This window comes from Flavobacterium sp. YO64, assembly GCF_004119505.1.
GTDB classification, from domain to species: Bacteria; Bacteroidota; Bacteroidia; order Flavobacteriales; family Flavobacteriaceae; genus Flavobacterium; species Flavobacterium oncorhynchi.
Map to the genome: position 1 here is coordinate 98,677 of NZ_NRQV01000012.1, position 20,659 is coordinate 119,335.

Annotated in this window: 19 protein-coding genes; 7 read left to right on the top strand and 12 right to left on the bottom strand. The window is 34.0% G+C overall.

Features of this window, described 5'->3' with window-relative positions; genetic code table 11:
• The 6 genes from rplD to rpsL all read right to left on the bottom strand — a co-directional run bounded on the left by rplD (nucleotide 1) and on the right by rpsL (nucleotide 5,021).
• On the bottom strand, nucleotides 1-630 hold the full coding sequence (rplD, locus tag BOW57_RS10685) for a 50S ribosomal protein L4 (RefSeq protein WP_089055327.1): 630 nt from the start codon (nucleotides 628-630) through the stop codon (nucleotides 1-3).
• A complete protein-coding gene (rplC, locus tag BOW57_RS10690; RefSeq protein WP_057124294.1) occupies nucleotides 630-1,247 on the bottom strand; it encodes a 50S ribosomal protein L3 in 618 nt (205 codons plus the stop codon). Before rplC ends, rplD begins: the two co-directional genes overlap by 1 nt.
• A 406-nt stretch (nucleotides 1,248-1,653) precedes the next feature.
• Entirely contained in the window at nucleotides 1,654-1,959 is a 306-nt protein-coding gene (rpsJ, locus tag BOW57_RS10695; RefSeq protein ID WP_007803605.1) for a 30S ribosomal protein S10, read from the bottom strand.
• 10 nt (nucleotides 1,960-1,969) lie between these two features.
• Nucleotides 1,970-4,126: an elongation factor G gene (fusA, locus tag BOW57_RS10700; RefSeq protein WP_089055328.1), complete on the bottom strand. Its 2,157-nt coding sequence runs from the start codon at nucleotides 4,124-4,126 to the stop codon at nucleotides 1,970-1,972.
• 10 nt (nucleotides 4,127-4,136) lie between these two features.
• Nucleotides 4,137-4,613 carry a 30S ribosomal protein S7 gene (gene rpsG, locus BOW57_RS10705; RefSeq protein ID WP_017495022.1) on the bottom strand — a complete coding sequence of 159 codons (477 nt, stop codon included), beginning with the start codon at nucleotides 4,611-4,613 and terminating at the stop codon, nucleotides 4,137-4,139.
• 24 nt (nucleotides 4,614-4,637) lie between these two features.
• Complete coding sequence (rpsL, locus tag BOW57_RS10710; protein ID WP_007136570.1) at nucleotides 4,638-5,021, bottom strand: 30S ribosomal protein S12; 384 nt, start codon at nucleotides 5,019-5,021, stop codon at nucleotides 4,638-4,640.
• Nucleotides 5,022-5,203: 182 nt separating this feature from the next.
• Between rpsL and BOW57_RS10715 the strand changes: the two genes are divergently transcribed.
• The 5 genes from BOW57_RS10715 to BOW57_RS10735 all read left to right on the top strand — a co-directional run bounded on the left by BOW57_RS10715 (nucleotide 5,204) and on the right by BOW57_RS10735 (nucleotide 13,465).
• A complete protein-coding gene (locus tag BOW57_RS10715; RefSeq protein WP_241687433.1) occupies nucleotides 5,204-6,904 on the top strand; it encodes a ShlB/FhaC/HecB family hemolysin secretion/activation protein in 1,701 nt (566 codons plus the stop codon).
• A 443-nt stretch (nucleotides 6,905-7,347) separates the two neighbouring features.
• A complete protein-coding gene (locus BOW57_RS10720; RefSeq protein WP_129054136.1) occupies nucleotides 7,348-10,413 on the top strand; it encodes a SusC/RagA family TonB-linked outer membrane protein in 3,066 nt (1,021 codons plus the stop codon).
• 17 nt (nucleotides 10,414-10,430) lie between these two features.
• On the top strand, nucleotides 10,431-11,804 hold the full coding sequence (locus BOW57_RS10725) for a SusD/RagB family nutrient-binding outer membrane lipoprotein (RefSeq protein ID WP_129054138.1): 1,374 nt from the start codon (nucleotides 10,431-10,433) through the stop codon (nucleotides 11,802-11,804).
• Nucleotides 11,805-11,888: 84 nt separating this feature from the next.
• Nucleotides 11,889-12,623: a 23S rRNA (guanosine(2251)-2'-O)-methyltransferase RlmB gene (gene rlmB / locus BOW57_RS10730; protein WP_129054140.1), complete on the top strand. Its 735-nt coding sequence runs from the start codon at nucleotides 11,889-11,891 to the stop codon at nucleotides 12,621-12,623.
• A 41-nt stretch (nucleotides 12,624-12,664) separates the two neighbouring features.
• The gene (locus BOW57_RS10735; protein ID WP_129054142.1) at nucleotides 12,665-13,465 is read left to right on the top strand and encodes a DUF2490 domain-containing protein; all 801 of its coding nucleotides are present in this window, start codon (nucleotides 12,665-12,667) and stop codon (nucleotides 13,463-13,465) included.
• A 2-nt stretch (nucleotides 13,466-13,467) separates the two neighbouring features.
• On the opposite strand, the gene BOW57_RS10740 is transcribed toward BOW57_RS10735, so the two are convergent.
• Entirely contained in the window at nucleotides 13,468-13,971 is a 504-nt protein-coding gene (locus BOW57_RS10740; RefSeq protein WP_129054144.1) for a hypothetical protein, read from the bottom strand.
• Between the two features lie 51 nt (nucleotides 13,972-14,022).
• Entirely contained in the window at nucleotides 14,023-14,799 is a 777-nt protein-coding gene (locus BOW57_RS10745) for a rhomboid family intramembrane serine protease (RefSeq protein ID WP_129054146.1), read from the bottom strand.
• Between the two features lie 160 nt (nucleotides 14,800-14,959).
• Between BOW57_RS10745 and BOW57_RS10750 the strand changes: the two genes are divergently transcribed.
• Entirely contained in the window at nucleotides 14,960-16,237 is a 1,278-nt protein-coding gene (locus tag BOW57_RS10750; protein WP_129054148.1) for a replication-associated recombination protein A, read from the top strand.
• Nucleotides 16,238-16,250: 13 nt separating this feature from the next.
• Here the strand turns inward: BOW57_RS10750 and BOW57_RS10755 are convergent, their stop codons facing one another.
• From BOW57_RS10755 to radC, 3 genes are read right to left on the bottom strand one after another with little or no spacing between them, the layout of a single operon-like run.
• Nucleotides 16,251-16,997 carry a hypothetical protein gene (locus BOW57_RS10755; protein WP_129054150.1) on the bottom strand — a complete coding sequence of 249 codons (747 nt, stop codon included), beginning with the start codon at nucleotides 16,995-16,997 and terminating at the stop codon, nucleotides 16,251-16,253.
• A 2-nt stretch (nucleotides 16,998-16,999) separates the two neighbouring features.
• Nucleotides 17,000-17,686 carry a YjjG family noncanonical pyrimidine nucleotidase gene (locus BOW57_RS10760; protein ID WP_129054153.1) on the bottom strand — a complete coding sequence of 229 codons (687 nt, stop codon included), beginning with the start codon at nucleotides 17,684-17,686 and terminating at the stop codon, nucleotides 17,000-17,002.
• Nucleotides 17,687-17,689: 3 nt separating this feature from the next.
• The gene (radC, locus tag BOW57_RS10765) at nucleotides 17,690-18,379 is read right to left on the bottom strand and encodes a DNA repair protein RadC (RefSeq protein WP_129054155.1); all 690 of its coding nucleotides are present in this window, start codon (nucleotides 18,377-18,379) and stop codon (nucleotides 17,690-17,692) included.
• Nucleotides 18,380-18,534: 155 nt separating this feature from the next.
• On the opposite strand from radC, the gene BOW57_RS10770 reads away from it, so the two are divergent.
• Entirely contained in the window at nucleotides 18,535-19,167 is a 633-nt protein-coding gene (locus tag BOW57_RS10770) for a DUF1287 domain-containing protein (RefSeq protein ID WP_129054157.1), read from the top strand.
• Between the two features lie 80 nt (nucleotides 19,168-19,247).
• Here BOW57_RS10770 and murC read toward each other — a convergent pair whose 3' ends face one another.
• Complete coding sequence (gene murC / locus BOW57_RS10775; RefSeq protein ID WP_129054159.1) at nucleotides 19,248-20,603, bottom strand: UDP-N-acetylmuramate--L-alanine ligase; 1,356 nt, start codon at nucleotides 20,601-20,603, stop codon at nucleotides 19,248-19,250.
• Nucleotides 20,604-20,659: the final 56 nt, after the last annotated feature.

The window sequence follows — 20,659 nt, forward strand, 5'->3', positions numbered from 1 at the left end:
TTATTTACTTAAATTTTCTTCAATTAACTCCAAAGAACCTTCTAAAAGCACCAAATTATTAGTGTTTAATATTGCGTAAGTGCTTAATTCTGAGCTAGTTACGACATTAGAAGCCTTTAAATTGCGTGACGACAAATATACATTTTTATTTGACTCTCCCAACACAAATAGAGATTTTTTATTTTCTAACCCTAAAGCTTTCAAAACGTTAATGAAATTTTTAGTGTTTGGCGCTTCAAAATTAAAGTCTTCAAGAACGATAATATTCGACTCTTTTGCTTTGATTGAGAAAGCTGATTTTCTTGCCAATCTTTTTAAGCCTTTATTCAATTTAAATGAATAACTTCTTGGTCTTGGCCCGAAAATTGTTCCACCACCTTTAAACAATGGATTCTTAATACTTCCCGCACGAGCAGTACCAGTTCCTTTTTGTTTTTTAATCTTACGCGTACTACCAGTTACTTCAGCTCTTTCTTTAGCCTTATGAGTACCTTGTCTTTGATTAGCAAGATATTGCTTAACATCAAGATATACAGCGTGATTGTTTGGTTCAATTGCGAATACTGAATCAGAAAGTTGAACTTTTCTACCAGTATCTTTTCCGTTGAAATCTAATACTTTTACTTCCATTACTTCTGAATGATTACATAAGAGTTTTTGTGACCAGGAATACACCCTTTAACAACAAGTAGATTCTTTTCAGCAACTACTTTTAAAACTCTAAGGTTTTGAACTTTTACATTATCTCCTCCCATTCTTCCAGCCATACGCATTCCTTTGAATACTCTAGATGGATAAGAAGAAGCTCCCACAGAACCTGGCGCTCTTAAACGGTTGTGCTGACCATGAGTAGCTTGTCCAACACCACCAAAACCGTGACGCTTAACAACACCTTGGAAACCTTTACCTTTAGACACACCTTGTACATCTACAAATTCTCCTTCTTCAAAAATAGAAACATCAATAAGATCTCCTAATTTTTGTTCAGTTGCAAAATCTTGGAATTCAACGACTTTTTTCTTAGCAACAGTTCCAGCTTTTTTAAAGTGCCCTAAAGCAGCTTTAGTAGAATGTTTCTCGTTTTTGTCATCGAAACCTAGTTGCAACGCTTCGTACCCGTCAACACCTTTGGTTCTGACTTGGGTAACAACACATGGACCAGCTTCGATTACTGTACAAGGAATGTTTTTCCCGTTTTCGTCGAAAATACTAGTCATGCCGATTTTCTTACCAATTAACCCAGACATAAATATTAATTATTAATTACTAAAATTCCCTTCAATTTGAAAATAACAGAAATTTCCAAACAGGGAGTGCAAAAGTAGACATTAAAATTGAATATACCAAACAGTTAGAAAAATTAAATCGCTCATAATCAAAATCCAAGAGCTCAACTCCCCGATAAGAGACCATAATTTCCTTCTAGGAATAAACCTCAAAACACAAAAAACAAAATAAAGTTATCAACAAAAACAACCTACACAATCAAAAGAAAAACTTTGGCAAGTGCCTAAATAAAAGACCTTTCAACAAAAAAAACATAATATTTATTTAAACTTTAGACAACAAAAACTCAACATCAAAACCAAAAGAAGATCAACAAAAAAAGCGAGACATTTCTGTCTCGCTTTTTATATATAAAATATAATAAAATTATACTTTTATTTCTACTTCAACACCACTTGGCAATTCAAGTTTCATTAAAGCATCAATAGTTTTAGATGAAGATGAATAAATATCAATCAATCTCTTGTATGACATTACTTCAAATTGCTCTCTCGCTTTTTTGTTAACGTGCGGAGAACGCAATACAGTGAAAAGTTTTTTGTGAGTTGGTAACGGAATTGGACCTGTTACAACTGCTCCAGTAGTTTTTACTGTTTTTACGATCTTTTCAGCAGATTTATCTACCAACATGTGATCGTAAGATTTTAGTTTTATTCTGATTTTTTGACTCATTTTCTTAAAATTAAGCGTTACCTTTTGCTTTTTTGATTACCTCTTCTGAAATATTAGAAGGTGTTTCTGCATAGTGAGAAAACTCCATTGTTGAAGTAGCTCTACCAGAAGATAAAGTTCTTAACGTAGTTACGTATCCAAACATTTCTGACAAAGGCACATCAGCCTTAATAGTTTTAGCACCATTTCTATCACCCATATCATTAACCTGACCTCTACGACGGTTCAAGTCACCTACGATATCACCCATGTTTTCTTCTGGAGTAATAACCTCGATTTTCATGATTGGCTCAAGAATAACAGCTCCAGCAGCACGTCCAGACTCTTTATAACCCATTCTTGCAGCTAACTCAAAAGATAATGCATCAGAATCCACAGGGTGGAAAGATCCATCAGTTAAAGTTACTTTTAAACTATCCACAGCATATCCAGCTAATGGACCAGTCTTCATAGCCTCTCTAAATCCTTTTTCAACAGCAGGGATATATTCTTTAGGAACGTTACCACCTTTTACAGCATTGATAAATTGTAATCCAACTGGAACCTTACCATCAACTTCATCAGCAGGCTCGATTGTAAATACGATATCACCAAATTTACCACGACCTCCCGATTGTTTCTTGTAAGTCTCTCTATGTGTTGCAGATCTTGTAAACGCTTCTTTGTATTCAACTTGAGGCTCACCTTGGTTAACTTCAACTTTAAATTCACGTTTCATACGATCTACCAAGATATCTAAGTGAAGCTCACCCATACCCGAAATAATAGTTTGACCAGAAGCCTCATCAGTTCTAACTGTAAATGTAGGATCTTCTTCAGCTAATTTAGCTAAAGCCATACCCATTTTATCAACGTCAGCTTTTGTTTTTGGCTCAATAGCAATACCAATTACAGGATCAGGGAATTTCATAGATTCCAAGATAATTGGATTCTTTTCATCACAAAGAGTATCTCCTGTTTTAATATCTTTAAATCCAACAGCAGCACCAATATCTCCAGCCTCAATAAATTCGATTGGATTTTGCTTATTAGCGTGCATTTGGTAAATACGAGAAATTCTTTCTTTGTTACCAGAACGAGTATTTAAAACATAAGAACCAGCATCTAAACGCCCAGAATAAGCACGGAAGAAAGCTAAACGACCAACAAACGGGTCAGTAGCAATTTTAAATGCTAAAGCAGCAAACGGCTCCTTAACATCTGGCTTACGCAAGATTTTAGTTTGATCTTCTTCTAATAAATCAGCATCATCAGGGTGAATTCCTTCAATACCTTCTTTATCTAATGGAGATGGCAAATATTTACAAACTGCATCCAACATAAATTGAACACCTTTGTTTTTAAAAGATGAACCAGCAAGCATTGGAATAATTGCCATATCAATAGTAGCAGCTCTTAATGCATTGTTAATTTCTTCCTCTGTAATAGAGTTTTCATCTTCCATATATTTATCCAAAAGATTCTCATCATAAGTAGCAATCTCTTCGATAAGAATTGAACGATAATGCTTCACATCATCAATCATGTCCGCAGGAATGTCAACGATATCAAAAGTAGCTCCTTGAGTCTCATCATGCCATACAATAGCTTGATTTTTAACTAAATCAACGATACCTTTAAAATCAGCCTCATCACCAATAGGCAAAGTAATTGCAACCGCATTCGATTTCAACATATCTTTTACCTGTCCACAAACTGCTAAAAAGTTAGCACCTTGACGGTCCATTTTATTCACGAATCCCATACGAGGAACTCTATATTGATCAGCAAGCCTCCAGTTTGTTTCTGATTGTGGCTCAACACCATCAACTGCACTAAACAAGAAAACTAAACCATCTAATACACGTAAAGAACGATTTACCTCTACAGTAAAGTCAACGTGCCCAGGAGTATCAATAATATTAAAGTGGTATGGTAATGATTCTGGAAGAACTTTACCTTGCTCAGTTGGAAAATTCCAAGTACAAGTTGTAGCTGCAGAAGTAATTGTAATACCTCTTTCTTGCTCTTGTGCCATCCAGTCCATTGTCGCTGCACCATCGTGCACCTCACCAAGTTTGTGTGACTTTCCAGTATAAAAAAGAATACGCTCTGTTGTTGTTGTTTTACCAGCATCAATGTGAGCAGCAATCCCAATATTTCTTGTATATTTTAAATCTCTAGCCATTTCTTACGAATTAAAATCTAAAGTGAGAGAATGCTTTGTTAGCCTCTGCCATTTTGTGAGTATCCATTCTTTTCTTAACTGCAGCACCTTCTTCTTTAGCAGCAGCTAAACATTCTGACGCTAAACGTTGCGCCATAGACTTTTCATTTCTTCTTCTAGAATAAAGTATTAACCACTTCATTGCCATAGAAATTTTTCTATCTGGACGAATCTGCATTGGAATTTGAAATGTAGCTCCACCAACTCTACGACTACGTACTTCTACGTGAGGCATAACGTTTGTTAAAGCATCTTTCCAAATCTCTAATGAAGTTTTCTCATCATTTTGCTTTTTAGATTCAATGATATCAATTGCATCATAAAATACTTTAAAAGCTGTAGATTTCTTACCATCCCACATTAAGTTGTTCACAAAACGCGTTACTAATTGGTCGTTAAACCTCGGATCTGGTAAAAGTGGTCTTTTCTTTGCCGCTCTTTTTCTCATGTCTTTTTCTTAAAAGTTTTTAAATTACTTTTTTGCTTCTTTTGGGCGTTTAGCACCGTACTTAGATCTTCTTTGCGTTCTTCCTGCAACTCCTGACGTGTCAAGCGCTCCACGAACGATATGATATCTAACACCTGGTAAATCTTTTACCCTTCCGCCTCTAACTAATACTATCGAGTGCTCTTGTAGATTGTGTCCTTCTCCAGGAATGTAAGCATTCACCTCATTACCATTTGTCAAACGTACACGCGCAACTTTACGCATTGCAGAGTTTGGTTTTTTTGGTGTAGTAGTGTAAACACGCGTACAAACCCCTCTTCTTTGAGGACAAGAATCTAAAGCAACCGATTTACTCTTCTTAGTTATCTGAGTTCTTCCTGTTCTTACTAATTGTTGAATTGTTGGCATAATTAATACTAAAAATTATTTATGTATATTAAATTCCCGCTTTTTACGGGGTTGCAAATGTATAAAATATTTTTCACTATACAAACGTTAATTCATTAATTTTCAACAACATTATTTATCACTATGTTTTTACGAACAAACAATAGATATTTGTAACGCATTTAATCAACACAAAACAACACTTGAAACAATTTATATTTATATTTTTCTTCAGCCTAAGTTTTTCTTGTTATGCACAAAACTTTCACTTAACCATTAACGGATCAAATCCTGCCGAAACCCAAATCATAGACTCAACAAATTATTCAAAAACCCATAAAAACACAAAATCCCTTCTTAACGAAATAATAATCACATCACAAAAGCTATCAAAAAAGGGATACATAGACAACCAAACATTAACTACCAACAAAATAAACGACAGCACTTACACTACTTTAATAATTCCAAAAAAACAAATCACCAACATACACTTAAATACAAAATCGATTAATTCCATTTTCAATTTACAAACAAAAAAAAATGACAGCATAATCATTCCATACAATGAAATAGAAAACTATTTGAACAAAATAACAGTTGATGCAGAAAAACAAGGTTACGCACTAAGCAAACTTAAACTTGAAAATATCCGAAGAAAAAAACAAACAATATATTCTGATTTAAAATTCGAATCAGAAAAAAAACGCGTCATAAACTCGATCATTATAAAATACCAAAACACAACCAAAACAGATTACTTTCCAAAAGCACATCTAAAACAGCTAAACAAAAAATACACACACAAAACCTTCAATCAAGAGACATTAAAAGAACTTTACACCGACATTAACAACTTTGAATTCCTTAATCAAACAAAATATCCTGAAATTCTATTTACAAGCGACTCTACCAAAATTTACTCCTATATAAAAAAAAGAAAAGCAAACACTTTTGACGGCTACATAGGTTTCTCAAATGAAGAAAACAAAAAAATAAGACTCAACGGATATCTTGATATTACATTATTAAACACATTACACTCAGGCGAACAATTTTCGCTGTACTGGAAAAGCGACGGCAACCAGCAACAATCCTTTAATACCAAAATCGAAATACCATACATCTTCCAAAGCTCTCTTGGAATAAAAGCACAATTAAACATATTTAAACAAGACAGCACTTTTCAAAATACCAAAACATCGATTGATCTTGGCTATTATCTAAATTACAATTCCAAAATCTATCTAGGCCACCAAGCTACAGAATCAAGCGACATCCAAAACACAAACAACTCAATGATTAGTGACTATAAAAATTCTTTCACAACACTAACCTTCGATTACAGAAAAAACAACAACAGTAACGATCTTTTTCACAAAAAAGCAAACATCTACTCCACAATTGGCTTTGGAAAAAGAAACACTTCCAGCTCACCAACACCAACAAAAACAACCCCGCAACTACTCCTTAACCTAAACCTATCTTACAACTTTGAACTTAACAAGAAAAACTACTTCTATACCAACCTTCAAAGTCAGTACCTAAAAAGCAAAAACTATATAACAAACGAACTATTTCGATTTGGCGGACTAAAATCAATTCGCGGATTTGCCGAAAACAGCCTTCAAGGCAACAACATCAATTTACTCCTGACAGAATACAGATATCTAACAAACCAAAACTTATATATACATAGTATACTTGACTGTGGCATATACCTAGACCAAACCAACCCAGCAAATCCAAAAAAAATCAACACATTATTTTCTGCCGGTCTCGGACTAGGACTACTAACAAAAAACGGACTTTTAAAAATCACAATAGCAAACGGAAGCACAAACAAAACAGAAATCAAACTATACAACAGCATGCTAAACATAAATTACAACATCAAATTCTAAGAGCCACCACTACATCAAAAAAAACAACAAAAAAACTTAACCATTATTTTACATTACAAAAAAGAAACAATCGATATCAAACACCAAATACCTCTTCTTTTTTATTGCGTTACAAATAACTTAACACATAACCATCTAACGATTATCACAATTTTAACAAAAAGCAACATCGCTAACAAACTCTTTTTTAAGATAAAAGTTATAAAAAAAACAATTAAAAAGGCCTCTTGAATAAATTTAACATTTCGCGCATTGTCAATATTTTTAATTATTCTCAATTTTAACACAAAAAAATACGGATTTGTAATTTTAGACCGGTTTTTACGAATAAAACAACAATATACCTCCTCAAAATTATAATTTAACTAAAAAAAAAGCTCCTTATATTAGGTAGATTAACAAATTATTAAGATTTTTGTCGAACTAATTCAAAATATTTAAAAATGAAACTAAAGTTCAATGGATTCTTAGTGCTTTTATTAGTACTAGTTGCGCAACTTTCTTTTGCGCAAGAAAGAGCTGTTTCTGGAACAGTTTCTGACAATGCAGGAATGCCTTTACCAGGTGTGAGTGTATTAGTTAAAGGAACCAAAACAGGAACACAAACAGACTTTGATGGTAAATTCTCTATCAAAGTATCATCAAGCCAAGTTTTGGTATTTAGCTACATCGGGATGAAATCTCAGGAAGTAGCAGCAACCTCAACTTCTATTAATGTTAAATTAAAAGATGATTCAGTAGAACTTGAAGGTGTAGTTGTAACTGCATTAGGGATTAAAAGATCTGAAAAAACACTTGGATACGCAGTATCAAAAGTAAGTGCAGATGAAATCACAAAGTCAGGTGAACAAAACGTTCTTCAAGCTTTAGCTGGAAAAGCAGCTGGGGTTCAGGTTATTGGAACTGGAGGTACTCCTGGAGCATCAAGTAAAATTATCATTAGAGGTGTAAACACAATTACAGGTACTTCTGATCCTCTAATCGTTGTTGATGGTGTGCCAATTGACAATACTACAAGTCAAACTACTGCTGGAGATAATCCTTTTAATGCAAACTTATCAGGTATCAACAACTCTAACAGAGCATTAGACATCAATCCAGATGACGTAGAAAGCGTATCTGTACTTAAAGGACCTGCTGCTGCTGCGTTATACGGAGAAAGAGCTGGTAATGGTGTAATCCTTTATACAACTAAAAAAGGTAGAGCAGGAAGAGGTTTAGGAATTGACTTCTCAACATCTTTAGCTATTGATAAAGTTAGTCAATTACCTAAAAGACAAGGTAAGTATGTACAAGGAACTAGCGCTACTGCAACTTCAATCCCAACAAACACACCACAAAGCTGGGGGCCTGCTGCATCTGCTTTAGGCGTACCAATGTATGATAACGTTGGAAACTTCTTTCAAGAAGGATTAACTTACACGAACAACATCTCTTTTTACGGAGGAGACAACAAAGCTACTTATAGAGCTTCTTACGGAAACACTACACAAACTGGTATGGTTCCTGAAACAGGATTAAAAAGAAATACCTTAAGACTTGTTGGAGATTTAAAGCTTAGCGATAAATGGAAAACTGGAGGTAGCTTACAATACACACGTACGACAAATACGCTGGCTCAAAATGGAAGTAACGTTTCTGGAGTTATGTTAAGTTTATTACGTTCAGTAGGAAACTATGATTTAAGAAACTACATGGATGCTGAAGGAAATAACAAAAACTATTTCGCATCTTATGATAACCCATATTTCACAGTAAACGAAAACCCAGCAACAAGTGATGTTAACCGTGTTTTTGGAAATATGTTCTTAACTTACACACCAGCTGAATGGTTATCTTTAACTGCAAAAGGTGGTGTTGATGCTTACTCTGATTACCGTAAACAAATTTTTGCAATCTCATCTAATGGTGATAACCTTGCAGGTATTGGAGAAGTAGCATTTAACAATATCAACAACAAACAATTTTACGCTGACTTCATCGCTAGTGGTTTACTTCCATTACAAACTGAATGGTTAAAAATCAACTATACTGCAGGTCTTAACTTACGTTCAAGTCAAAATACCGATGTATTCTCGAGAGGTAAAGAACTTGCTGTAAGAGGACTTTACAACTTATCAAATGCTACTCAATTATACGCTTCAAACTATGAAGAAAAGATAATGTCAAGAGCCGTTTTTGGACAATTAGAATTTGATATTAAAAACCAACTTTTCATAACAGGATCTGTTAGACAAGAATGGTCATCTACTTACGGAACAAACGCTAACAGTGCTATTTTCCCTGCAGCATCTGCATCATGGGTTATAACAAGTTCTTTTGATTTACCAGAGGCAATTAATTTTGCAAAACTTACATATGGTTACGGTGAAGTAGGTATTGCTCCTGGCCCTTACAGAACACGCTCTCTTTACACTCAACCATTTATGACTGACGGCTTTACAGACGGTCTAAGTTTTCCTTACAATGGAATTAATGGTATGACAGTTTCTGGAGGTTTAGGAAACCAAGACTTAAAGCCTGAAAGAGTATTAGGTCATGAGGTAGGTTTAAGCACTAAATTCTTAAACAACCGTTTATCATTTGACGTAAATGCATACTACAAAACATCTAAAGATCTATTAATCACTTTACCTTTACCAGCATCAAGCGGTTTCCAATCAGTTTACCAAAATGCTGCTGAGTTAGTTAACAAAGGATTAGAAATTGAATTAGGATACGATATTTTCAGCAAAAGCAATCCTTTCCAATGGAACATCAATGCAAACTGGGCTAAAAACCAAAATGAAGTAACTGACATTTCAGGAAGCTTAAGCGAAATTCAAATTGAAGCTGCTTTTGGATCAATTGGATACTACGCTGTTAAAGGTCAACCATTAGGAAGTTTCTACGGAACTAAATGGGCACGTGATGCAAACGGAAATAAACTTATCGGAAGCGATGGTTTAGCAATTATTGACGGAGAAACTGGTAACTTAGGAAACTCTGCTCCAAAATGGACAGGAGGTCTAAGAAACACTTTCACATACAAAAGAGTAACTTTATCAGGTTTACTAGATTTCAGACATGGTGGTGTAGTTTATAATGGTACATTAGCAAGACTTCATAACTTTGGTGTTTCTGAGGCATCTGGAGACAGAGAGCGCACATATATCATTGACGGTGTTAAAGCTGACGGTTCTAAAAACGATATTGCTATTACAGCTAAAAACTACTACCAAAAATACTTAGGTGATGGTGGTGGAGCCGCTGAAGAAGCTGTTACAGACGTTAACTGGATCAGATTACGTGACGTGACTTTAAGCTATGACTTTGATGTAAAAAGATTTACAGCAATCAACTCAGCTCAAATTTCATTTACTGGAAGAAACTTATGGTTAAACACTAATTATAAAGGTGTAGATCCTGAAACAAGTTTAACTGGTGCTGGTTCAAGAATCAACGGATTAGATTACTTTAATAATCCTGGAAGCAAGTCATTTATCATGACTCTTAAAGTTGGCTTTTAAATTTAAAACAAATAAAAATGAAAAAATATATAAAAAGTATAATTCTTACAGCTGTTGGTGCTAGTTTACTAACCAGCTGCCAGACAGAATTAGACACCTTTAATGAAAATCCAAACAACCCAACAACAACTACACCAACTTTATTGTTGTCTGCTATGGAAGTTTCGACCTTTTCAACACACACAAGTGGTCTAATCAGAACTGCGAATATTTTTGACCAACACCTAGCTGGTACTAGTGTTGGACAATTAGGAGATATTCAACGTTATATTCTTAGCGAACAAGACGTAAACAATGAATGGAACACAGTTTATGGAACTACGTTAATTAGTGGTCACATTTTATCTCGTGATTTTGCTGACAAATTCCCTTACTACAATGGTATTGGACAAGTATTAACTGCCTTAAATCTAGGATACGCAACAGACGTATGGGGAGATGTTCCTTACGATGAAGCTTTTAGAGCAGAAGAAGGAAACAGAGCTCCAAAATACAATACACAGCAAGAAATCTATCAACGATTACAAACAATTCTTGATGAAGCTATTGTAAACTTAAAAAAACCTGCTGCAAGCAATGAATCTAGACCAGGAGCTGACGATTTTATTTTTGCAGGGAACACAACAAAATGGATCAAAGTTGCTTATGTATTGAAAGCAAGATATGCATTAAGATTAACGCAAGTTGATACAGGTGCTGCTCAAAAAGCATTAGATTATATTACTGCTGCTGGAATGACTGCAAATACTGATGATGCAAATGCAATTTTCTTTGCAACTGCAAACGCTCTAAATCAATGGTATGCTTTTGATAACAGCCGTGCTAATTACCTTAAAACAGGAAAGTACTTTGTTGATGGTTTAAAAACTGCAGCTGATCCAAGATTACCTTTTGCTATTGCAAAAGATGACAATGGAAACTATACTGGTAACGCTGCAAATGATTTAGACACAACTTCGTCTTCATATATTGGCTTAGCTTACGCTGACGCAGACTCTCCTGTAGGAATGGTAACTTACGCTGAAGCCAAATTTATTGAAGCTGAAGCTAAATTCAGATTAGGACAAAATGCTCAACCAGCTTTAGAAGCTGCTATTGCTGCATCAGTCCTAAAAGTTACAAAAACTGCAGCAACTCCAGCTTTCTTAGCTACTGTAAGTACAGCAACTTTAGCAAACATTATTCAACAGAAGTATAACGCACTTTTCTTGACTATGGAGCCATATAATGATTACAGAAGAACAGGATTGCCTGCATTGGTTCCAAACCAATCATCAAATACTAAAACTATTCCTGTAAGATTCCCAACTCCTTCGGACGAAAGAAATTACAATCCAAACGCAACTGTTGTTAGTAATGTAACAACTAAGGTATGGTGGGATAAAGACTAATTTATTTCAACAAGCATATACACTAAACCACTCTGTTCATTCAGAGTGGTTTTTTTATATAAACAATATACCTATATTTGTCCTATGGAAAAAGAACATCAAATATTTGGCATTAGAGCCATTATAGAAGCAATACAAGCAGGTCAGGAAGTAGATAAAGTATTTATACAAAAAGATATTTCTGGCGAACTAATGAAAGATTTAATGAAAGTAATGAAACGTGCCAACATTAATTTCTCTTATGTTCCTGTTGAAAAACTAAACCGACTAACTCCAAACAATCACCAAGGTGCAGTAGCAACTATTTCACCTATTGGATTCATAGATATAGAACACCTTGTAGAATCAACAATTGCTTCGGGTTCTAAACCATTATTTTTAATACTGGATCAAATCTCAGATGCAAGAAATTTTGGCGCTATTATTAGAACAGCTGAATGTACAGGTGTAAACGGAATTATAGTACAAAAAGCTGGTTCTGCTCCCGTAAATGGCGATACTGTTAAAACATCTGCCGGTGCTGTTTTTAATGTTCCTATCTGCAAAGTAGAACATATTAAAGATGCAATATTCTATCTTCAGGGGTCAGGAATCAAAACTGTGGCTGCAACCGAAAAAACAGATCAAAACATTTATGATTTATCATTAAATGAACCCGTGGCGATCATCATGGGATCTGAAGACAGGGGAATCAATCCATCTGTACTTAAGATTGTAGATGAAAAAGCAAAATTACCAATGTTTGGATCAATAGGATCACTAAATGTATCTGTTGCCTGCGGTGCTTTTTTATATGAAGCCGTTCGCCAAAGAAGCTAAAAAAAATTTTGAAATAGGGTGGCAACTTAATACAATATTGAATGTCTTTAAAACCTGTTTATAAAATAATATTTAACAAACTCAGCTTAATTGTTGCAGTATTCCTAACTGCAACAATTAATTATGGACAAACCACAAAGTACAATCAATTTTGGGGCGAAGTTCAATTTAACAGAACGCTCAGTGAAAAGTGGTCTACGGAATTAAACATCGGAACGAGTTATAGTAGCACCGAATCTTCTCCCAATATATTTGACCAAAACACACAAAGATCTCTTCGAGGATGGGCACATTATTATCTTTCGCCACGCTGGAAACTATCTTCATTTGTTGCATTTTATAACAACAAAGACGTACCAGAAATAGGTCAATTTCAATCACCTGAATGGAGATTTGCTTTACAGGGTATTTATTACTTTCATAAAACCGGATATACTCTTAGTACACGTTTAAGAACTGAGCTTCGTCATATGAAAAATCAAGATGATACTTTTGAAAATGTGTTACGATATAGACAGCAAATTAAATATATCAAACCAATAAACAGCAAAATTTTACGTGAAGGTGTCATCTATGCAATTGCATCCGATGAGATTTTTCTAAAATCTGGCACAAAGGTAACCGGACAAAGTTTTTTTGACAGAAACAGATTAAATATAGGAGCAGGATACCTATTTACAGAAGACACACAAATTGAACTAACTTATGCTAATGAATACCTGCCAAGAAACGACAATAATCAAATTGTAAATGCAGTATCATTAACCTTAACGTTCAATAACCTCCTAAAAAATATAAATAAAAAGATTTTACATAAGCCTGAGCCTCCACACGAAGACTAACCTCACTTCTCCTCTTTTTTCAAAAAACAAGCAAGCTGCTTCATGATTGCATCTTTATGAAGCTTAAAATTATAATCTCTAACAAACTCAGTTCCCTTCATATTGATTGCTGCTACAACAGCTTCAAATTTGGAAAATGCCTCCAAATCTTTATTGTCTATTAAATATAAAACCTGCATAATCGAATCATTTTCTAAATACTGCGTGTCGAAATGAGTCAGCTTATACTCTTTATGATCCGCCAGCTGAATAACTAGATCATCCTTAATTTTTTTCCCTTCTTTTTTTAACGGAAAAGGAGTTGGCTGAAGCGCCACAAAATAACTCTCTTTATCAGTAACAATATTAATTTTTAGAGATTTAGATTTCGTCGTATAAAAAACTGCCGGATCAAAATAATACACCATAGATCCATCTGCCAGCACCTTATTTTTAACATCACACTGTGCATAAAAATTAGAACTGCAAAACAGCACAATCAAAATAGCAAATAATACTTTTCTCATAATCTCAAATTAATAAATGCACTAAACAAAAATAACTAATTTTCACGAAAATTAATTACCGTTTTCCTGATTATCTGATGATTCCGTTTTAGTTATAACATAAAACACATTAGTATCAGAATGAAAATAAGATTGAATCTCATCCATCTCGTCTTCATTCTTTTCAATATTTACAAAATTTCCATTCTCATCAAAATGTTTCATAAATGGATCTTCAAGAGGATTAAAATCAGGCTTCTGCCATTCATAAACAATAGGCTTCGAATATTCAGGTGTTTTATAAAATAAACTGAGTGCAAATCCCGTTAAAAGACCTGCCAAATGACCTTCCCAAGAAACCTTGGCATCAACATCGGGAAAAACATACCAAATCATCCCTCCATAAAGCAGAATCACCGATAATGAAAGTGCAACCAATCGATAATATTTTGTTTGAATTCCTTTAAAGAAAATAAAACTTACCAAAACATAAATTAAACCGCTTGCACCGATATGAAAATTTTCACGACCTATAATCCATGTAATTAATCCCGAAAACAAAATACCATAACCAATAACAGGAATGGTTTGTTTGGGATAAAAATACTGTAATGCAGCCAACAAAACCAAAAGAGGAATGGAATTATTGTATAAATGCTCTAAATTTTCATGAATAAATGGACTAAAGAAAATGCCCTGTAATCCATAAAAATCTCGTGGATAAATTCCATTCTTATAAAAATCGAAATCAAATCTAATCTGAACCCAATAAACAATCCACAACAAGAGGACAAAAATTACCGGAAGGCCAATAACAGCATTAGAAAACTTAAAGTGATTATCATTCATCTATGTCAAATTATAGTCTAAAAATTTACATCAAAAAACTATCCAGTTACAATTTACTGATAATTTGTCAGTCAGCAAAAAGTTCTTAAAACTTACTTCCTAACTAAGTTCCGAACCTCTAAATAATAAGAAATACATTTGAAAATAGTAATTTTACAAAATGGAAGCACCGTTAGCCGAGCGTATTCGCCCACAGAAACTAGAAGATTACATTAGTCAGAGCCACTTAGTAGGTCCTAATGGTTCATTAACACAACAAATTTCTAAAGGAATAATTCCCTCTCTAATTTTATGGGGACCGCCGGGAACTGGTAAAACTACTTTAGCGCAAATTATAGCTCAAGAATCAAAACGCCCGTTTTACATCTTAAGTGCTATTAATTCTGGCGTAAAGGATATTCGTGATGTAATTGAGAAAGCAAAGCAAAGCGGCGGCTTATTTACAGCCAAAAACCCCATCTTGTTTATCGATGAGATTCATAGATTTAGTAAATCTCAGCAAGACTCCCTTTTAGCTGCTGTTGAAAGAGGCTGGATTACTTTGGTTGGCGCGACCACCGAAAATCCAAGTTTTGAAGTTATACCTGCATTACTGTCACGTTGTCAAGTTTATATTCTTAATGCCTTTACAAAATCAGATTTAGAAGCACTATTACACCGCGCACTAAAAAGTGACAAATACTTAGCGTCAAAAAATATTGTATTAAAAGAAACAGAAGCACTATTACGTCTTTCTGGTGGTGACGGTCGAAAATTGTTAAACATTTTCGAACTTGTAATCAATGCCGCAGCCACTGAAGAAGTTGTTATTACAAATGACCGCGTATTTGAGTTAGTTCAACAAAATACGGTTCTGTACGACAAAAGCGGAGAACAACATTATGATATTGTTTCTGCCTTTATAAAATCAATTCGAGGAAGCGATCCTAATGGAGCTGTTTACTGGCTGGCAAGAATGATTGAAGGTGGTGAAGATGTAAAATTTATTGCGCGAAGAATGCTGATTCTATCAAGTGAAGACATTGGAAATGCAAATCCAACTGCATTTATTATGGCAAACAACACCTTTCAGGCAGTAACTACAATTGGATATCCTGAAAGCCGAATAATCCTTAGTCAATGTGCTATTTATCTCGCTACTTCTCCAAAAAGCAATGCCTCTTATATGGCAATAGGAAACGCACAACAATTAGTAAAACAAACAGGAGATTTACCTGTTCCTATTCATCTGCGAAATGCTCCAACCAAACTTATGAAAGAGTTAGGCTATGGTGACGATTATAAATATTCACACGATTATGCAAATAACTTTGCTGAACAAGAATTCCTGCCTGATGCCATAAAACAAACGGTTCTTTATAATCCAGGAAACAATTCAAGAGAGAATAGCAACCGTGAATTCTTAAAGAACCGTTGGAAAGATAAATATGGTTATTAAACCATCAATTTATTTAAAATTTTACTGAAACTTTTTCAGAAACTAATTTGTCGTTTTGATAATATTCAAAATACCATTGATTGTCTTTTGCGTTCAAACTTCCTTGAACACCATTTTTAATTGCAATAAACGAATCTGGGCGTGAGGTTTTTAAAAGTTTCATGACAACTTTCGGAGTTTTGTCTATTAACTGATATCCGTTTTCCATTGGCTGTGCGTACAATAAATTAGGATCAGAAACATCTGCAGTTGGTGTTGCAGCAATTTGCACAGCAGGAACTAAAGGTGTTGCTGCTACAACTGTTTGTGCTTTGTTAGAGACAGGCGCCGCTGATTTACCGCTATATTTATAGTGCAAAGCATTGACAGATTTAAAAGCATCTTCTAAACTTTCCTTATATGCCAATTCATAGTCTTTTTCTTTGCTTCTTCCTGTTTCAGATGTGTAAATTACTTTTCCGTAACAATCTTTAAACTCAATAAAAAGTTTAGTTACTAAAAATGCATTATCTCTTTTTACATCAATATACAAAAGATCACATCTATCACTAAAACCAGCAGGAATTTCTTCGTTTACATAAAAAGCCTGGAAGCCCGCTTTAACTAAATTTGTCTTAGTCATTGTAGCTAATCTATACTGATTATCTGTTTTAATAAAATCATATTTAAGCGGTATAATAACAGCCTTATAATCGTTAATCGATTGCGAAAATCCAAGGACTGAACAAAGAAGCAAAGTCAACAAAACTTTTAATTTCATAATTATAAATATTTTTTAAGTTCTAATAAATGATTAATTTGTTTATATTTTTCAGGTATTTCAATGTTTTTAATATTAAAAAAAATAGCATCTAGACCAGCGTTCAGTGCACCATTTACATCAGCATCAAAATCATCACCAATCATTATACTTTTCTCCTTTGATGTTTGTGCCAAATTGACTGCATAATCAAAGATAATACTATTTGGTTTTTTAACACCTGCTGATTCTGAATTTGTAATGGTAGCAAAGTAACCGCCTAAGGCTGCATTACTAATCTTTCTATCTTGTACGTTTGCAAAACCATTTGTTATGATATGAAGCTTATACTTTGGTTTTAGATATTCTAGAACCTCAATAGTTCCATCAAAAAGATGATTATTATCTGGCAAAAACGCTATATAATCATTAGCAATCTGATTAATGTTATCATCAGAAATTGTATAATCTAGCGCTTCAAAAGAAAGCTTCAATCTATTATAACGCAATTCTTGATGTGTAATTTTATCTTCTTGATATAATTTCCAACAAGCCTGATTAATAGGAGCATATTTTTCAATAAAATCTTCGACTCTAACTTCAGAATACTTCTCGCTAAAAATTCGGTCAAAAGCCATTTCTGAGTTTTTATCAAAATCCCAAAGCGTATGGTCTAAGTCAAAAAAAATGTCTGTAATAGTGGTATTCATAAATTAAAATATTCCTTCATCTACAAAACTATAATATTTTGTTTCAGTAATAATCAAATGGTCCAAAATTTTAACATCTAAAATCGCGCCAGCAGTTTTTATTCGTCGCGTTATATCTTTATCAGCATCACTTGGGATCAGATTACCCGAAGGATGATTATGACACAAAATCAAGCCAGTAGCTCTATTTTCTAATGCCAGTCTAAAAACTAATCGAGTATCGACAATTGTTCCAGAAATCCCGCCTTTACTTAATTGTGTTTTAGAAATTACTTTATTTGAATTATTCAGAAAAAGCACCCAAAACTCCTCGTGAGGTAATTCTCCAATAATAGGCCGCATAATTTCGAAAGCAATTTTACTTGATGTAATCTTTTTTAACTCAACAGTATCCTCTGCCCTGCGCCTGCGTCCTAACTCTAAAGCCGCAATAATGGTAATTGCTTTTGCTTCTCCAATACCACGAAAGTTTATTAATTGAGAAATATCCAACTTTCCTAATGAATTAAGATTGTCAACACTTGCTAAAATACGTTTACTCAAAGCAACCGCAGATTCATTACGACTTCCAGAACCAATTAAAATGGCCAACAACTCAGCATCACTCAAAGCATCTTTCCCTTTGAGCATTAATTTTTCGCGCGGCTTATCATCATCTGACCAATCTTTAATAGGAAAATGATTTGATTTCATAAAAAGCATTATTTATCAATTAACTGAAAAACTAAATCAGCTTATTTTTCAGGAGGACGAATATATTAAAAAATAAGAAAAATCATTCATAAATAATTGTTCTATTTATTTATTGCTTATTTTTAAATCGCTTTAAATTAAATCAACTTTTCAAAATGAAATCATTATATACCATCATAATCATATTTGCTTTTTTATCATGCAACCAAAAGCAAATAAACTCTCTAACATCAGAAAATTTACAAGAAACAGCGAAAACTTTCGATCAAAGATTATCAAGTGCTGCGCTATCTATCATTGATTCATCAATAGATTATGATCCCGCCTACTTTGCGATTCAATATCCAAATGGAGATATTCCGGCAGACAAAGGAGTTTGCACTGATGTGGTAATACGTTCGTATAGAAAATTAGGAATTGACCTTCAAAAAGAAGTGCACGAAGATATGATTGAAAATTTTAAACTATATCCCAATTTAAAAAGATGGGGAATGACCAAAACTGATACTAATATCGATCATAGAAGAGTGCCCAACCTTGAAGTGTTTTTTGAAAGAAAAGGAATAAAACTGCCAGTAACTCAAAATCCTTCAGATTACAAAACAGGCGAAATTGTAACATGGATGATCAATGATAAACTGCCGCATATTGGAATCATAATCAATAAAAAATCAAAAGACGGGAAACGACATTTAATCGTTCACAACGTTGGCGGCGGACAAGTTCTAGAAGACTGTTTATTTGAATACAAAATTGTGGGACATTATAAATTTCAATTAGAAAATTAGTCAATTTGATAATTAAAAATTAAATTCAAAAAAAATGCCGATTGTAAAACAATCGGCAAAATATCTCATTATCAAATTGACTAATTAATCAATCCTTTTACTTCATCAAAATTCAAACCTCCATAATTTCCAGAGCTCATCAGTAAAAGCGCAGAATTATCAAGATTTAAGTTAAATAAATACTCTTTAAATTCAGCTGGATTAGTATAAATAATTAAATCTTTTCTGTTGAATGCTGTAGCAATCTGCTCGTAAGTTACTTCTTCTAATTGTTTAATTTTCACCGCATCTGGCGAATAAAAAACAACTGCAACATCAGCATACTCAAGTGCTCCTTCATATTCTTTTAGGAACTCCGCATTAAGACTGCTGTAAGTGTGCAATTCTAAACAAGCAACCAAAGTTCTATTTGGATATTGTTCTTTTACTGCTTTTGTAGTTGCGGCAACTTTACTTGGCGAATGCGCAAAATCTTTATAAGCCACTTTTCCTTTTCCTTCAGCAATTTTCTCTAAACGTTTAGAGGCACCTTTAAAACTTGCAATTGCTTCGTAGAAATCAGCTTCATCAACGCCCATATTTTGGCAGATCCATTTTGCTCCAGCCAAATTATTTAAATTGTGCGCTCCAAAAACTTCAATTGGCATATCGCCTTCCGGTGTTTTTAAAAGCGTTACGCCATCAGCAACAGAATATTCTGGAGTATGGTAAGCCATTTTACGAATTGGGTTTGTCGCAGCTTCTGAAACTCTTTTTACTTCAGGGTCATTTTCGTTATATACTAAAATCCCGCCATTTGTAATCTTCGAAATAAAAATCTCAAACTGTTCTACATAGTTTTCATATGTTGGAAAAACATTAATATGATCCCAAGCAATTCCAGAAATTAAAGCAATATTTGGCTGATATAAGTGAAACTTCGGACGACGATCTATTGGAGAAGACAAATACTCATCTCCTTCTAAAACCATAAAATCGTTCTCTTCAGTTAAATGAACCATAGTATCAAAACCTTCTAACTGTGCTCCCACCATATAATCTACCTCAATATTATGATAATGCATTACATGCAAAATCATCGAAGTAATTGTCGTTTTTCCGTGTGAACCACCAATAACAACACGAGTTTTGTTTTTAGACTGCTCATATAAAAATTCAGGATACGAATAGATTTTAAGCCCTAATTCCTGCGCTTTCAACAATTCAGGGTTATCCGCTTTTGCATGCATTCCTAAAATGATGGCATCAATATCAGAACTTATTTTCTCAGGAAACCAGCCCATTTCTGCAGGAAGAATTCCTTTCTTTTCTAATCTTGATTTTGAAGGTTCAAAAATAGCATCGTCACTTCCAGTAACCTGATATCCTTTATTATGTAATGCCAATGCAAGATTATGCATAGCGCTCCCGCCAATAGCGATGAAATGTGTTTTCATTTAAAATGTTTAATCGTTAAACTGTTTCATTGGTTAATCGAAATAGCAAATAACTA